This is a genomic window from Candidatus Thiothrix putei, from assembly GCA_029972225.1.
GTDB classification, from domain to species: domain Bacteria; phylum Pseudomonadota; class Gammaproteobacteria; order Thiotrichales; family Thiotrichaceae; genus Thiothrix; species Thiothrix putei.
This window is the reverse complement of record CP124756.1, coordinates 2454401-2469516: the sequence shown is the minus strand read 5'-3', so window position 1 is coordinate 2469516 and position 15116 is coordinate 2454401. Positions and strand designations below refer to the sequence as shown.

The following is a 15116-nucleotide window of genomic DNA, read 5'->3' as shown; positions in this document are numbered from 1 at the left end:
AAGACTTAAAAAAACGGTTTGAAAATCGGATTATCCCCATTGATTTAAAGGTTGTGACTAACTGGGGTTCTATTCAAGGTTTGGCGGAACTAGCAGGAAGAACAATGCCAACCCTAGATGGGCTTATAGCTGTCTCAGGATTAACTTATAATTGTGTTGTAGCCACAAGAAACACCTCAGACATGGAGCAAAGCACAGCAGAACTATTCAATCCTTGGGAATACAAAGAATAATACAGATAACGAGGCGTTCGACGACGGACGCGGTGACAGCCCGTGATTTTGCCCAATCTACTCCCCGCCGCGCCCGTCAACAACTGTGACGTTGGCTTTTCAACCCTCTAATTAGGTAACTGTTCACGAGCTTGCAACTGCCCCAGCTTGAGCTATGCTTGATGAATGAACGATCTGACCATCACCACCGATTTTACCGACATTGCGTTGCCCACCGATTTGGCAGCCTCCCAGAAGCTTAACCGTGATCTGCTGACGTTGGTGGTTGCGTTGCAAGCACGGGTCAAACGACTGGAAGCGGAACTGACAGAACTAAAAGAACGCCTGAATGACTCCTCCAGTAACTCCTCTAACCCACCCTCACGGGACACGCCCGAACAACGCGCCCAGCGCGAACGCAAACCCAAAAGCTCGCTAAAACGCGGCGGTCAGCCGGGGCACAGCAAACATGAACGTGCCTTAGTGGAGGAATCGCGGCTGGATGCTATACCAGTCCGTGCCATAAAATAGTTTTTTTGATCAAGGAAATATGGTTAGATGACTGGTAACAAAAGCAGCCATGAGTAATGTATGACATTAAAAATCACTTTCACTGAGGATGAGATAGCGGAGCTGTTCTACTGGAAGGAGCGCCATCCTCATCCCAGAGTCCGTAAGAAAATGTCCGTGCTGTACCTGAAATCCCAACAGTTGACGCATAAGGAAATCAAACGATTGGAAAGGATTACAGAAGCCACGCTGCTTGCCTACCTAAACGCCTACCTACAACCTAACGGTTTAGAAGCTCTTAAAGAAATACGATTCAATAAACCACAGAGTGATTTGATGGCATATAAAGACAAGATTGAAGCCTATTTTCGTGAATATCCCCCCGCAACCAGCAAGGCGGCAGCCGCTAAGATTGAGGAGCTGACAGGCATCAAACGCAGTGAGGACAGGGTACGTGTCTTTATGAAGAAAATAGGGATGGACATCCATAAAGTGGGGATGATACCCGCCAAAGCTGATGTGGAAGCACAAGAAAAGTTCCTGGAAAATGAACTAAAACCGCGCATTCAGGAGGCTAAGGAGGGCAAACGCGCCCTTTTTTTGTCGATGCCGCCCACTTCGTGTTAGCACCGTTTCTGGGGTTTTTGTGGTCATTTTCCCGCGTATTCATCAAAGCCCCCTGTGGTCGACAACGCTACAACGTATTGGGCGCACTCAATGCGATAACGCTACAACTCATCACGATCACTAACGACTCCTATATCAACGCTAACAGCGTGTGTGAATTATTGGAAAAAATTGCAGCGTTAGCACTCAAAATACCGATCACTTTGGTCTTGGATAATGCCAAGTATCAACGCTGTGAAGCCGTGTTTGCCTGTGCGAAAAGGCTCAATATTGAACTATTATTTTTACCGACCTATTCACCCAACCTCAATCTGATTGAACGGTTGTGGAAGTTCGTCAAGAAAAAATGCTTGTACTCGAAATACTATGATAAGTTTCCCGCTTTCAAGGCGGCCATCACCAACTGTCTCGACAAGCTGGATACCGATCACAAGAAAGAACTGACCCAGTTGATGACAACAAATTTTCAAACCTTTAAAAATGTTCAGGTCTTGACGCTGTAAGGTATATCCAGCACTATTATCCTGAAAGCTGTTGCCGTTGTGGAGGGCATCTGGCGATGGAAACCACACCGAGCCAGCGTCATCAGGTGTTTGACCTGCCGGAAGTCGCTTACCATGTAACGGAACACCGCCTGTATGCGGGTACGTGTACTTGCTGCGGGAAACGTCAGGTAGCTGAGTTGCCCGAAAACGTCCCCAGTGGGCAGATGGGAGCAGGATTGATCAGTTGGATTACCCTGATGAATGGGGCTTGCCGCCTATCCACGCGGCAAATCCAGTTACTGCTGGAAGAACAATGGCAGTTATCCTTCAGTAGCGGTGCGATCAGTGAAGCGACTGCACCCGTCAGCGGTTGGTTAGCGCCTTTATATGCGCAGGCAGGTGAAGCGGTGCGTAGCAGCCCGGTGGTAAACGCGGACGAAACCAGTCACTACCGTGGGCGCGAACGTGAATGGTTGTGGGTGATGTGTTCGCCGCAAGTGGTGTATTTCATGACGCATTACTCACGCGGCAAAGGCGCAGCGGATGAATTGTTGGGTGCATTCGATGGCATACTCGTAACCGACCAGCACGGCGGCTATAACCACCACCCCACTGAACGGCGGCAACTGTGCTGGGCGCATATCATCCGCAAGTTCAAAAAAATGGCACAACGTTACGGGCGTGCAGGCATCTTAGGGAAACGTTTACTGCGTCTGGCACGCCTGATTGTCCACTTGCATAACCGCAGGCTCGCAGGCGCTTACGCTGACAGACTCTACCGGCAACGCATGGATAAACTCCGCGAAGCCTTTCGGCAGACATTGGTAGCAGGTAGCGGCTTACGGCAAGCACAACATCCTGATAAGCCCACTAAAACCGCTAACCAGTGCCAACGTTTACTGGATGATGAGCTTATGTTATGGACATTTCTGCGTCATCCCGGTGTTCCTCTGACCAATAATGCCGCCGAACGTGCCATCCGCCCCTATGTCATCTGGCGTAAGACCAGTTTTTTCAGCCAATCTTTCCGGGGCGACCAATTCCGCCCGTTGATACTGACTATTGTGGAAACCTGCAAACGCCTAGGTGTCAGCGCTTACCGAATTATCCGCCAAGCGTGCCAGCAGGCACTGACCAAAAAACCAGTGACGGTGCGTTTGCCGATTCCTCCACCGCAAGTACTGAATCCGGTTACTGGATTTCTTGCCGCTTAAGGGGAGCTGTTCCGTGAACAGTTATACTTTGCCCGTGAATAGCTGTTGAATAATGAGAAGCCCTCAAGCAAAGTACGGCTGTTATTGGCAACCGGTCGTCCTTTCCATGATCCAGATAGACTTCAGCGAATCCGATCAAACCGCCTTGAATGAGGGGCGTTACCGCCATGCCCACCCTCGCGTCCGCCAACGGATGGAAGTGTTGTGGCTAAAAAGCCAGGGAATGGCGCATGGGGACATTGAACGGCTGGCACAGGTGAGTTCAACGACGGTCACCCGTTATTTGAAACGTTACCAACAAGGTGGGATCGCTGCCTTGGAACAACTGGATTTCCGTCGCCCAACCCGCCGGTTGGAACCTTTCCGTGAGCCCCTGAAGAAACATTTTGAGAAGCATCCACCGACCCGGATCAGTCAGGCGATCGCTGATATACAGCGCTTAACCGGCCTTGAACTCAAGCGGGAAGCCGTGCGGCTATTCCTGCATGACTTGGGTTTGTCCGTCAGGAAGGTGGGGATGATACCGGCGAAAGCCGACCCTGCTGCCCAGGAGACTTTTAAAAAAAGAGCTGGAGCCGCGTCTTGAGGAGGCCAAGGCCGGAAAACGCGCCGTTTTCTTTGTCGACGCCGCCCATTTTGTCCTTGCCCCGTTTCTGGGGTTCCTGTGGTGTTTCACCCGGCTGTTCATCCGCGCCCCTGCCGGACGCCAGCGCTACAATGTCCTCGGTGCGTTGAATGCAGTCACCCATGAACTGGTCACCGTGACCAATGACAGTTACATCAACTCCCAAAGTGTTTGTCAGTTGCTTCGGCAAATCAAGGCATTGGCCCTGGATGTCCCGGTGACCTTGGTGATGGACAATGCCCGTTACCAGCGCTGTAGCCTGGTACAAACATTCGCCCAAACACTCGGGATCGAACTGTTGTTCCTACCCGCTTATTCCCCCAACCTGAACCTGATTGAGCGCCTCTGGAAGTTTGTGAAGAAGGAATGCCTGTATTCACGTTACCATGAAAACTTTACCGCGTTTGCGCAGGCCATTGATGCCTGTTTGGCACAAACCCACACTACGCATAAAAAAGCCTTGGACTCCTTGCTGACTCTCAACTTTCAGACCTTTGAGGAATCTGCAATTATGGGCGGTTGAAGTATACAATTAGAGAGCATGATATGAACTTAAAAAATATGGCTCAATATGTGTTTCAGGGTCTTGTTTTCCCCGGCATTGCAAACGTGATGGATAGCGGTAAAGTTAGTCATTTTCGATAGCCAAGGAGAGGCTTTATGACCTCGCTCATCAGTATTTCCAGCCTGACCAGTGATGCCGCTTGTTTCGAGCAAGTCCGTTCCGTGCGTTGGCCTAATGGGGTGATTTGTCCGCACTGCGGTTCACAGGACACTATCCGTCGAGGCAAGGATGACACCCAGCAGGAACGCCAACGTTACCAATGTAAGGATTGCCAAAAGCGTTTTGATGACCTGACGGGAACGGTGTTTGAAGGTCACCATCAGCCGCTAAAAGTGTGGGTGTTGTGCCTGTACCTAATGTCGTTGAACTTGTCCAACCAGCAAATTGCTCGGGGTGTGAACAAAAGTGCGGTAAACCTCATGCCGCCTCAGCGGTGTTTCGCCAATAATGCTTCCATTGCTGGTTTCCCCGCATGACCCTCAACGCCAACATATCCGCCGCATTATCACTTTTCCACCATGCCCCCGATTTTTTTAAGCGTTGCTGGATGATGTAACGGTGTGCACTTTCTATTTCGCCCGACCCCACGGGCAATCCGAGGGATTTTGCTGTCGGGTAATCCAGTTGCTCAATGCGGTTGCTCAGGTAACGGTGACAAGCTCGTACTGGGGCGTTACTGTCTTCTACCGTTTCTGCTTCGAGGAAAGGTTTCAGTGTGTCGATGACCGCTTGAGCTTGACCATCCTGTAGGGCTTTTTTCTGTTTGGCAAACCATTTATCCTTGTCCTTGAGGCATGAACAGCTTGCGGATGCTGCTGATAGGTATTCACAAACATGATAAAAATCAATCAGGTAATGTCCTTGTGTGCCAAATTGTTCATCCACTTGACGGTTGATCCAGCTTGCCCCATCACCCACCGCATGGAGGAACGTGCTTTTTCCAAATCCAGCACGGCAGGCGGTGTCGAATAAGATTTTTCCAGCATCTTCTACCGTGCCACCGAATATTGCGCCAAACGTTGGCGTAGCACTGCCTTTGGCGTGGGCAAGACACAGGCGGGCTTCTTTCCAGCTTTCCTTTTTGCCTTTGCGCTTGTCGGGGGCTGTTTCGTCAATCTCGACGATGGGGATCATGCTGCCGTCCATTTCGGCAATGACATAGGCTTTTCCCAACGTGCTTGGATAGTCTTTTATCAACACTTGGGATTCATGGATGCGTTTGGCGTGACCTTCGGTGATGTGTCGGATGCTGCTGGATGCCAGCCGTATCCCGTAATGTTCTTCTAATTTATCAGGCACTTGAGCAAATGAACAGTCCGCCCCAAAGTCCGTCACCGCCCGTTGCAGCGGGAGCGAACAGCCTCGGCAAACAACCTCGGCACTCTGGCTAAAGGGGCGGACACGCTTGCCGGGAATCCGGTAGACCGGTTCGCTTATGTGGATTTTTCCGTAGGTCGTGTGCCAATGACAGTTTTTTTTCCACTCTTTACATACTTCCCAATGCCTTCTTCACAGGCTGGGGCTGTGCATTTTTCTACACGTTTGTTTGCCCATGCAGTGATCGCATCATTTCCCATTTGGCGCAGTTCTTCTATCACCCGCTGTTCGGCGTCTGCTGCTTTGATAATGTCATCACCGGCATTTTCAACCACCTCGATTAGCCCTTCCATCCGAGCTTTTAATGCTGGGTTGCGGTTCAAGGCTTCTAAAAGTTTTTGGTCGCGGGAGCTAACTGTCAACATGGGAAAGTCCTTTTTCTCTGGTTTTAGGGGATGCCATCTTAGTCTACAGGACACCGCACTTTTGTTCACACCCAATTGCTCGCGAATTGGGGTTGAACAAGGATGATGTTCAGGCGATGACGGAACAGTTACGGCGCGGTGTCGAGAAAAAAAACGCCAGTAAACCTGTCTGGGAATGTTGAGTTTGATGAACTCTACGTCAAGGCTGGACACAAGGGAAATCCCGAAGCCGTCGCGGATGCCGGGCGTGAAGGTCGCCGCCGCGCCCTGAAAGGTGCACCGGGGCGTGGGACACTGGAGAAAGACAACCCCCCCATCTTCGGCATGATCCAGCGTTCCGGGGAGGTGGTGATCCGTATGCTGGCGAATGTGAAACAGGCGACGATCAAGCCGTTGATTGTGGAAACGGTGGCAGCAGGTACGCTGGTGTACACCGATGAGTACAACATTTACAGCCGGTTGGAAGCTTGGGGTTATGCCCACAAAACTGTCAATCATGGTTCAGGTGAATATGCCCGTGACGAGGATGGTGGCGGTTTCCATGAGGTTCACGTCAACACGATGGAAGGTTTTTGGTCACTGTTGCGCTCATGGTTACGCCCACATCGGGGTATCTCACAAGAGAAACTGCCGTATTACCTTGCGTTCTTTGAGTCTTTACACAACATCAGAAAGCGGGGAAAAACTGCACTGCATTCCTTGCTTTCGCTGCTGCTGGGATAAGACCCTGAAACGCATATTGAGCCATTGATTTTTAGGCAGCTTCAGCATGTAACTTGACCCCAAGCGCACGGACAACCCTCATCATTGTGTCATAACGGGGTTTTGCGCCTGGGGTTAGGGCTTTATAAAGGCTCTCACGCCCAAGCCCTGAATCTTTTGCCAGTTGTGCCATGCCACGCGCACGGGCGACAGTCCTGACCGCCATCAAAAATGTATCTGGGTCTGGATCTTCTAGGGCTTCAGATAAATAAGCGGCAACAGTATCTTCATCATCAAGATAATCAGCCGCATCAAATGGGGTAAATTTTGTCATGGTGTCGAGTCCTTGGGCAGATTATTAGCCATCTCAATAGCCTTGGCTATGTCCCGTTGTTGGGTCGATTTATCGCCACCCAACAACAGCAAATAAACGACCTCACCATGTCGGGTAAAATAAAGGCGATAGCCGGGGCCGTAATGAATGCGCATCTCAGACACGCCCTCCCCAACAGGCTCACAATCACCGAAATTGCCTTGTTCGGCGCGTCCAAGCCGTAAAGCAATTTTGGCTTTTGCCTTCTTGTCCCTCAGATTGGATAACCAATCGTCAAACTTGTCTGATTTGAGGATGATGTTCATAGGGACGATTGTATCTGAATGGATACGGATGTAAAGAACTTTAAAATTGTGCTGGTATCCATCTTTCCCGCACATCAGTGTGGCGCACCAATGCATTAAAACCAGACTTTGAAGCTGGCACACTATTGACCCGCATCAGCGCACGACACACGTTGGGAAACAAAGAATGGGGCTGGCACTGAAGTTACCCGCGCATCAGCGCGGCGCACCATTCCATTCTTCTCTTTTTTGGGTTTGGCACGCTGTTTACCCGCGTATTAGCGCGGCAGATGAAAGATAAAGCTCTCATTTTTCGGTTTTTATACTTTGCCCGTGAATAGCTGTTGAATAATGAGAAGCCCTCAAGCAAAGTACGGCTGTTATTGGCAACCGGTCGTCCTTTCCATGATCCAGATAGACTTCAGCGAATCCGATCAAACCGCCTTGAATGAGGGGCGTTACCGCCATGCCCACCCTCGCGTCCGCCAACGGATGGAAGTGTTGTGGCTAAAAAGCCAGGGAATGGCGCATGGGGACATTGAACGGCTGGCACAGGTGAGTTCAACGACGGTCACCCGTTATTTGAAACGTTACCAACAAGGTGGGATCGCTGCCTTGGAACAACTGGATTTCCGTCGCCCAACCCGCCGGTTGGAACCTTTCCGTGAGCCCCTGAAGAAACATTTTGAGAAGCATCCACCGACCCGGATCAGTCAGGCGATCGCTGATATACAGCGCTTAACCGGCCTTGAACTCAAGCGGGAAGCCGTGCGGCTATTCCTGCATGACTTGGGTTTGTCCGTCAGGAAGGTGGGGATGATACCGGCGAAAGCCGACCCTGCTGCCCAGGAGACTTTTAAAAAAAGAGCTGGAGCCGCGTCTTGAGGAGGCCAAGGCCGGAAAACGCGCCGTTTTCTTTGTCGACGCCGCCCATTTTGTCCTGGCCACGTTTCTGGGGTTCCTGTGGTGTTTCACCCGGCTGTTCATCCGCGCCCCTGCCGGACGCCAGCGCTACAATGTCCTCGGTGCGTTGAATGCAGTCACCCATGAACTGGTCACCGTGACCAATGACAGTTACATCAACTCCCAAAGTGTTTGTCAGTTGCTTCGGCAAATCAAGGCATTGGCCCTGGATGTCCCGGTGACCTTGGTGATGGACAATGCCCGTTACCAGCGCTGTAGCCTGGTACAAACATTCGCCCAAACACTCGGGATCGAACTGTTGTTCCTACCCGCTTATTCCCCCAACCTGAACCTGATTGAGCGCCTCTGGAAGTTTGTGAAGAAGGAATGCCTGTATTCACGTTACCATGAAAACTTTACCGCGTTTGCGCAGGCCATTGATGCCTGTTTGGCACAAACCCACACTACGCATAAAAAAGCCTTGGACTCCTTGCTGACTCTCAACTTTCAGACCTTTGAGGAATCTGCAATTATGGGCGGTTGAAGTATATAACCAAAGCAACCAATACTTGCAGCGTGTAACCGAGTGCTTCAGCACGAGGCAATAGGAGCTATGACAAACCCAGTCCGGTTAAGGACATAGGTAGGATGTGAACAACATCCTCTTGATTCAATCATCTGCTTTTATCCAGATAACGTATATACCCAAATTACGCTTATATGGCGTTCTAAGCCATTTTCCACTAGACCATGTAGGGTAGGATAGGTTGGTGCAGGTTATCGCCATTTAATGCCCTTATCGTGCGTAATTCTGTTCTTATCTTTGACGTTTGTATTCTCGTCTCAATCGTTTTGGGTCTATGTACCCAAAGTTCACATTTGGTAACGGTACAATCTTCTACTTGTTGTCTCCATGTACCAGCACCAGCGTTAGCTGGATCATAAATGCAGCTTTTACGTAAACGGTCATTCTAGCCCGTCGTTGATATCCGCAAACAAATCCGAGCGCAATGGCTTATCCGCAAACCGTTGTTTCCAACATCTTGGCGTAAGGTCTTGCACCTGAGAAGCGGGATGCTCACTAACGCGCAACAGAACATCCATCAGATAGACATACGGGTTAATGTCATGCAGGCGGCAGGTGGTGATCAGGCTTTGGATGATGCCCACGTGTTCCGCGCCGAGTTCTGTCCAGCAGAACAACCAGTTTTTCCTGCCCATGGGGATGGGCCGCAGGGCGCGTTCGATGTGGTTGGTATCCATTGGCACGTCGGGATCTTCCAGAAACACGCGCAGTTCGTGTTCGCGGCGGATGACATAACCAAGGGCTTTGGTCAGCGGGTTGGAGGGGATTAAATCGGTACGTTGTAATTGGGTTTGGCACCATTCAAAGAACTGGTCGACCAACGGCTTGCTGTGGGTGAGGCGGTAGGTACGTTTGGCTTCCCCGTCGAGTTTTTTCTCGTTAATCTGGGCTTCGTGCTGATAGAGTGCCGCGATAGTGTCAAGGGCTTGGCGTACTGCTTGTGGTTCAGCGGTTTCGGCGGCAATGAAGGTGCGACGGCTGTGTACCCAGCATTGGGCATGGGTAATCTTGTCATTGGCGTTGACGTAACTGGCATAAGCACGGTAACCGTCGCTGAGCAGTGTGCCGCTGAACTGTTGGCGAAGAGTCTTTTCAATGTGTTGCCGCCCACGGCTGGCGGAGAAGGTGAAGACGATTTCGTCCTGATCCCCGTACAGCGGCCAGAAGTAGCCTTGCTTCATCTTGCCGTTGCCTGCGGGGCTGGCTTTGATGGGGGTTTCGTCCATCGCCAGCAGCTTGCTTTGCAGTACACTGGCGAGTTGCGCTTCGGCAATGGGTTTGAGCAGGTCGATGGCACGTTTCACCGCATTGGTCAGCGTCGTGCGGCTGAGGGTGATCCCCGCTTGGGTCAGGCGTTGGTGCTGGCGGTACAACGGCAGGTGGTACTGGAACTTGTCCACCAACATCCCCACCAAAAAGCTGACATCGGTGACACTACGTTCCAGCACGTTGGCGGGTGCAGGGCTGGGAAGTGGTGGGTTGCTGAGCGAAGCCGAAGCACTGCCCTTACGTTTGATGACCGGGCGCTCGTATTGCAGGATGAGGTAGCTGGCAGGGCGTTGCGCCACCCGATGGGTCACCTGGGTGCCGATCACCTCATACTGGTCAGCCTCTTCCCCCTGAAGTTCCGGCGGGGTGAGGTGAATCACCTTGACCGGGACATCGGCGGTAAAGCGTAACCCGCTGTCATTCACGCAGTCATCCGGGCGCAGCTTGGGGGCTTTACCGCGTTGGTAGGTGACGGTAATGCTTTCACCCTCGGGTGCGGCAACCGGGGCGGCGGCGGGGGCAAACAACGGCAACTGCGCCACCGGTATCTCAACCGGACGCTTTTCCGATTTGCTGCCAAAGACATGTTGCCTGAACCACGCCAATTGGCGTTTCAATTCAGCTATATCCTGTTTCAGGGCAGCATTTTCCTCACGCAACGCCAGCATTTCCGCCACAATCGGCGGCATGGGAACGCTGGTGTCAGACGGGGTGGATGGCTTTAAAATCATGGGCTTATTGTACCAGAATGTGGCTGCACAGGATACTGGTAACGCTTGAATTGTCTGGATTTTTGCACCTCAATGCCCGCCAAAATCAACTGCAAATCCGTCCGGGTCAGTTCGCGCTGCCCGCTGGTTGTCGGCTGCACCCGGTATTGGCCCTGCTCCAGGCGTTGGCTCCATAAGCAATAGCCGCTGGGTTCAAAATAGAGGATCTTCATCTGGGTTTTACGTAGGTTCACAAACACGAAATAATGCCCACTCAGGGGATTTTGCCCTAACTGGTTTTTCACCAAAGCGGTCAGCCCCGTAAAGCTTTTGCGCATGTCGGTGGCTTGGGTGCATAGCCAGATGCGGGCGGTGGCTGCGGGGGCAAACATCAGCGTTGGCTCAGGCGTAGTTCAACACCATTCCCCAAACTCAGCACAATGTGCCAGCCTTGCCCCAGCGCGGCATGACCCGCCGATAATGCTCCCAAGTCGATGAAGGTATTGGCGGGAACGGCTGGTTCCTCCACGCCATCTGCGGAGCGTAGACGCTGCCGCCATTGGCAAAAACTGGCGTAACCGATACTGTGCTGTTCACAAAATGCCGGGGCGGATAAGCCGCTGGCTTGCCATTGGCTAATGAGGGTTTGCCATTCGCTGGCGCGGCGGTGAGGGCGTTTCATTGAGGTTTCCTTCGGTTGTTCAGGTTGGAAACCAGTTTAGGACGTGGAAATCGCGAGGGCTAGACGTGCTGAAATGGTCGCTTACGCTTTTACAAAATTTATCTACTGATAGCCTTAAGCTCATAATTTCCCCAACAGCTCTAATTCTTCTTATACTGGCTTCTAAGCCATTTTTTCCTATACAAGCTACCCTAAGATACCCTCGTTGCTTTAAACGCAACAGAGGGCAATACAGAGCGTTACCTATTGTGTTACACACAATATCTGTCAATACTTTTTCAATTATTCTTGAGTAGTATTTTTAAGCTCATCAATTTCCACTCAACAGTCATAAGTTCTCCCCATTCCCCCAAGCAGCACGAAATCCCTTAGAGTAGGCGTTACCAGCGACCTATTATCCAAGGGACATCATGCTAGTTGATCTATACCAGAGCCTTCACCACTTTAAAAGTGAATTTTCGCGCCAGCGAGCATGGCTATTGTTTTGCGCCATCATCCTGAGCTTTTTAGCGGCGACCGAGATGAGCGGGGTCACGTCGATGTGCCGTTACTGGTTATCGGATGAACGGGGCTACCATCGGTTGCTCCATTTTTTTCGTGCCGGGTCTTACCATCCTGAGCGGTTACGGGCGAGCTGGCAGCGGTGGGTGTTGTCCCATGCGCCGCTGGTTGAGGTGGCGGGGCGTTTGGTGGTGCTGGGCGACCATACCCATGTGGTTAAGGATGGTGGGCGGATGCCGGGGGTCGTTTCCTTGCGGGAAACCTCGGAAACCCAAAGCAAACCGGACTATTTCCGGGGGCAGTGTTGGGGAGCCGTGGGGTTGTTGGTGGGGAGCCTGTCCGCCTGTTTCTGCCTGCCGCTGAGTTTGCAAATCCATCAGGGGTTTCGGCATTTGGGGGAAGAGGATGCTAACGACCCGACACTCAAACTGGGGACACGGGTGGTGCAGATGGCGTTGTCGTTTGCGCAGGTGAATGACCGCCCGGTGTGGCTGGTGCTGGATGCGTTCTTTGCCACGGCTTCGGTGTTCCGGCTGGCACGCTCGGTTTGGTCGGTGGCGTTACAACAACCACTGGTGCAGGTCATCACCCGCGCTAAAAAGAACTATGTGGCCTACTTCCCTGCGCCACCCAAACCGCCGGGAAGGCGTGGGCGGCAACGCCAGTACGGGATGAAGCTGGTGTTGTGGGAAGCCTTTGACCATGCTGATTTTTTCCGTGAAGTGACCCTGTGCATTTATGGCAAGGAGGAGTCGGTACGCCTGATGTCCCATACCCTGTGGTGGAAACCGTTAGGGCAGCCGCTGCAATTTGTCTGGGCAGTCACTTCCCGTGGCCCCATCCTGCTGATGTGTTCGGATTTGGTGCTGGACGCGGAAACCATCCTCACCCTGTACTGCCGACGCACCCGGATTGAAACCTTGTTTGATGCCCTGAAAACTCAACAGTCGTGACATTCCCCCAAAACCAAGCATGATGTTAGGCAGCAGCCTTACTGAACTGCTGTTTTAACACCTTGATTATGGGTATTTTCCCGCTGTTAGCGGTTCATGTTTGCCTATCATCGTCCTCATCGCCGTTGACGGCCGCGTTAATTCGCCACCAGAAGGCTTTGGGGGGAGAGCGCAGTAATTGCCGTGCCAGTAGTGGTGCTAAAATCTGTCGCACGGTGTTCTCGGAAGGCAATTCACGGGAACGGGTGCGCAAATACAAGACCTGCTGCTTCCAAAGCCCCTCATGGTACTTGAGGGAAAACAGTTGTAGCAAACCGGTGGCGATGCAGGCACACAACACAAAGGTTTCCATTGCCTGCCAGCAGGCCACCACCGTGGGGAGGTGCTGTGCTTGGGGGGCTTTGAGATGCCGATTGGCGGTAGGTCGCCGGGAATGGCGCGGCAGGTAACGGCTCCAGAAGTGGAAGCGGAATGCGCCCATGGTATTTTTCAGGGGCAACAGTCCAAATTTTTCAGTTTTTGGGGCTTGGTGTTGTCTGTCACGCATCAGCGCACTGTGAACGATTGGGCAAGCACCAATCTCGGTAGATCAATATGACCACCGCATTTTGTTAGCAATGGATAATCTCTCTATTTTGGTCGCTCAATCTGGCACGACCTGTCACGCATCAGCGCACCGTGAACGATCAAGCAACCACCAATCTTGGTAAATCAACGTAGCCACCGCACTTTGTCGGCAATGGATAAACTCTCTGTTTTCGGTCGCTCAAGTTGGCGTTGTCTATCACGCATCAGCGCACCGTGAACGATCAAGCAACCACCTCTTTGGGCAAATAATCGTAACCACCGCATTTTGTCGGCAAGGGAAATCCCATCTTTTTAAACGCTCTCAATCTGGCGATGCTTTTTGTTTTTGCCCCACGCCAACGTCTGAATTGACGGGCGCGGCGGGGAGTAGAAAGTAAGAATCGCGGGCTGTCACCGCGTCCGTCGTCGAATGACTTGTTGGCTGAGCCACTTGCAAAATTACATTTTCAGCGTGAACCTTCCTTCATCTGAAGGAAAAAAGAAGTGTGGGCTGCCGTTTTCGGCGATAATAGAAGCGTCAAAACAACCATTAAGCCCACGCTATGAATTCTACCGAACGCGCCCTGATTGCACAACGCTGGAGTTTGCTGCAAATTGAAATACTGCCTTGCTTCAATGATGCCTTTGGCACATTGACCCCCAAGCTTGAAAAGCTCATTCACGTACTGGAGCTGACGCGCATTGAAGATTTTGTGCGCTCTTTTCGTGATGGGTCTGGACGGCCAGCGACGGAGCGATCTTGGTTTGCCAATGCTTTTGTCGCCAAAAGCGTGCTCAATATTGTCAATACGCGAGCACTCATTGACCGGCTGCAAAACGATCGCTCCCTGCGACGCATCTGCGGGTTTCCCCTGACCAAGAAACTGCCTTCCGAATCCACCTTTTCACGTGCCTTCGCTGAATTTGCTGAACAGCGTTTAGCGGAACGTGTGCATGAAACGTTGGTGAAAACGTATTTGGGCGATGCGCTGATCGGCCACCTGTGTCGGGATTCAACAGCCATTGAGGCACGTGAACGGCCTGTTGCCGAGGAAAAGCCAAAGAAAAAACAAGGGCAAACACGGATTCAGCGCCAACGGGAACAGTCACTTCAGCAAGCACTCGATGAGATACCGGTTCAGTGTAACCGGGGGACGAAGAAGAATGCCCAAGGCTACAAGCACAGTTGGAACGGCTACAAACTGCATATCGATACCGCCGATTGTGGTGTCCCGATAGCAGCCATTCTGTCTTCCGCCTCCTTTCACGACAGCGGGGCAGCCATCCCACTCTCTCAAATCAGTGCCCAACGTGTCACCAGTCTCTACGACCTGATGGATGCGGCCTATTGCAGTGCTGATTTGCACGAATACAGCCGTCATCTGGGGCATGTCCCTCTGATTGATCACAATCCTCGCGGCGGACAGAAAGAAGCGTTTGAACCTGCTGATGCCGAGCGTTACAAAATTCGCAGCACCGTAGAACGAACCAATGCCCGCCTGAAGGATGAATTTGGTGGTCGGAATGTGTGGGTGCAAGGTGCGCAAAAAGTTTACAGCCACTTGATGTTTGGGATTTTGGTGTTGAGTGCTGATCAACTGATGCGTGTCTTGTTATAAAGCGACTGGGTTTGAAAAAACACGGG

At 51.8% G+C, this 15116-nt stretch carries 11 protein-coding genes and 5 pseudogenes; 9 read left to right on the top strand and 7 right to left on the bottom strand.

Annotation, left to right across the window (positions count from 1 at the left end; all coding sequences use genetic code 11):
- Nucleotides 1-398: 398 nt before the first annotated feature.
- The 5 genes and pseudogenes from QJT81_12685 (at nucleotide 399) to QJT81_12665 (ending at nucleotide 4714) form a co-directional block, all read left to right on the top strand.
- The gene (locus tag QJT81_12685) at nucleotides 399-743 is read left to right on the top strand and encodes a DUF6444 domain-containing protein (GenBank protein ID WGZ92712.1); all 345 of its coding nucleotides are present in this window, start codon (nucleotides 399-401) and stop codon (nucleotides 741-743) included.
- 60 nt (nucleotides 744-803) lie between these two features.
- Nucleotides 804-1852, top strand: a pseudogene (locus QJT81_12680) (IS630 family transposase).
- 56 nt (nucleotides 1853-1908) lie between these two features.
- Entirely contained in the window at nucleotides 1909-3048 is a 1140-nt protein-coding gene (locus QJT81_12675; protein ID WGZ92711.1) for an IS66 family transposase, read from the top strand.
- Between the two features lie 106 nt (nucleotides 3049-3154).
- A pseudogene (locus QJT81_12670) lies at nucleotides 3155-4196 on the top strand (IS630 family transposase).
- A gap of 137 nt (nucleotides 4197-4333) precedes the next feature.
- Nucleotides 4334-4714, top strand: coding sequence for a transposase (locus QJT81_12665; GenBank protein WGZ92710.1), 381 nt, complete (start codon nucleotides 4334-4336; stop codon nucleotides 4712-4714).
- On the opposite strand, the pseudogene QJT81_12660 reads toward QJT81_12665, so the two are convergent.
- Nucleotides 4656-5980, bottom strand: a pseudogene (locus tag QJT81_12660) (UPF0236 family protein). The gene QJT81_12665 and the pseudogene QJT81_12660 sit on opposite strands and share 59 nt — an antisense overlap.
- Before the next feature lie 138 nt (nucleotides 5981-6118).
- Between QJT81_12660 and QJT81_12655 the strand changes: the two are divergent.
- Nucleotides 6119-6703 carry an IS1595 family transposase gene (locus QJT81_12655; protein WGZ92709.1) on the top strand — a complete coding sequence of 195 codons (585 nt, stop codon included), beginning with the start codon at nucleotides 6119-6121 and terminating at the stop codon, nucleotides 6701-6703.
- A gap of 31 nt (nucleotides 6704-6734) precedes the next feature.
- Here QJT81_12655 and QJT81_12650 read toward each other — a convergent pair whose 3' ends face one another.
- Nucleotides 6735-7016 carry a putative addiction module antidote protein gene (locus QJT81_12650; GenBank protein WGZ92708.1) on the bottom strand — a complete coding sequence of 94 codons (282 nt, stop codon included), beginning with the start codon at nucleotides 7014-7016 and terminating at the stop codon, nucleotides 6735-6737.
- A complete protein-coding gene (locus tag QJT81_12645) occupies nucleotides 7013-7321 on the bottom strand; it encodes a type II toxin-antitoxin system RelE/ParE family toxin (protein WGZ92707.1) in 309 nt (102 codons plus the stop codon). Before QJT81_12645 ends, QJT81_12650 begins: the two co-directional genes overlap by 4 nt.
- A gap of 384 nt (nucleotides 7322-7705) precedes the next feature.
- On the opposite strand from QJT81_12645, the pseudogene QJT81_12640 reads away from it, so the two are divergent.
- Nucleotides 7706-8747, top strand: a pseudogene (locus QJT81_12640) (IS630 family transposase).
- A 422-nt stretch (nucleotides 8748-9169) separates the two neighbouring features.
- On the opposite strand, the pseudogene QJT81_12635 reads toward QJT81_12640, so the two are convergent.
- The 3 genes and pseudogenes from QJT81_12635 to QJT81_12625 form a co-directional block, all read right to left on the bottom strand.
- Nucleotides 9170-10708, bottom strand: a pseudogene (locus QJT81_12635) (IS66 family transposase).
- 77 nt (nucleotides 10709-10785) lie between these two features.
- Nucleotides 10786-11160, bottom strand: coding sequence for an IS66 family insertion sequence element accessory protein TnpB (gene tnpB / locus QJT81_12630; GenBank protein ID WGZ92706.1), 375 nt, complete (start codon nucleotides 11158-11160; stop codon nucleotides 10786-10788).
- On the bottom strand, nucleotides 11160-11450 hold the full coding sequence (locus QJT81_12625; protein ID WGZ92705.1) for an IS66 family insertion sequence element accessory protein TnpB: 291 nt from the start codon (nucleotides 11448-11450) through the stop codon (nucleotides 11160-11162). Before QJT81_12625 ends, tnpB begins: the two co-directional genes overlap by 1 nt.
- A 410-nt stretch (nucleotides 11451-11860) precedes the next feature.
- Between QJT81_12625 and QJT81_12620 the strand changes: the two genes are divergently transcribed.
- Nucleotides 11861-12904: a transposase gene (locus QJT81_12620; GenBank protein ID WGZ92704.1), complete on the top strand. Its 1044-nt coding sequence runs from the start codon at nucleotides 11861-11863 to the stop codon at nucleotides 12902-12904.
- A gap of 94 nt (nucleotides 12905-12998) precedes the next feature.
- Here QJT81_12620 and QJT81_12615 read toward each other — a convergent pair whose 3' ends face one another.
- Nucleotides 12999-13451, bottom strand: coding sequence for a hypothetical protein (locus QJT81_12615; protein WGZ92703.1), 453 nt, complete (start codon nucleotides 13449-13451; stop codon nucleotides 12999-13001).
- Nucleotides 13452-14034: 583 nt separating this feature from the next.
- Between QJT81_12615 and QJT81_12610 the strand changes: the two genes are divergently transcribed.
- The gene (locus tag QJT81_12610) at nucleotides 14035-15090 is read left to right on the top strand and encodes a transposase (GenBank protein ID WGZ92702.1); all 1056 of its coding nucleotides are present in this window, start codon (nucleotides 14035-14037) and stop codon (nucleotides 15088-15090) included.
- Nucleotides 15091-15116: the final 26 nt, after the last annotated feature.

Coding starts and splice junctions, on each gene's coding strand:
- QJT81_12620 (WGZ92704.1), top strand. CDS start 11,861: ATGCTAGTTGATCTATACCAGAGCCTTCACCACTTTAAAAGTGAATTT.
- QJT81_12610 (WGZ92702.1), top strand. CDS start 14,035: ATGAATTCTACCGAACGCGCCCTGATTGCACAACGCTGGAGTTTGCTG.
- QJT81_12685 (WGZ92712.1), top strand. CDS start 399: ATGAACGATCTGACCATCACCACCGATTTTACCGACATTGCGTTGCCC.
- QJT81_12650 (WGZ92708.1), bottom strand. CDS start 7,016: ATGACAAAATTTACCCCATTTGATGCGGCTGATTATCTTGATGATGAA.
- QJT81_12645 (WGZ92707.1), bottom strand. CDS start 7,321: ATGAACATCATCCTCAAATCAGACAAGTTTGACGATTGGTTATCCAAT.
- QJT81_12665 (WGZ92710.1), top strand. CDS start 4,334: ATGACCTCGCTCATCAGTATTTCCAGCCTGACCAGTGATGCCGCTTGT.
- tnpB (WGZ92706.1), bottom strand. CDS start 11,160: ATGTTTGCCCCCGCAGCCACCGCCCGCATCTGGCTATGCACCCAAGCC.
- QJT81_12675 (WGZ92711.1), top strand. CDS start 1,909: ATGGAAACCACACCGAGCCAGCGTCATCAGGTGTTTGACCTGCCGGAA.
- QJT81_12615 (WGZ92703.1), bottom strand. CDS start 13,451: ATGCGTGACAGACAACACCAAGCCCCAAAAACTGAAAAATTTGGACTG.
- QJT81_12625 (WGZ92705.1), bottom strand. CDS start 11,450: ATGAAACGCCCTCACCGCCGCGCCAGCGAATGGCAAACCCTCATTAGC.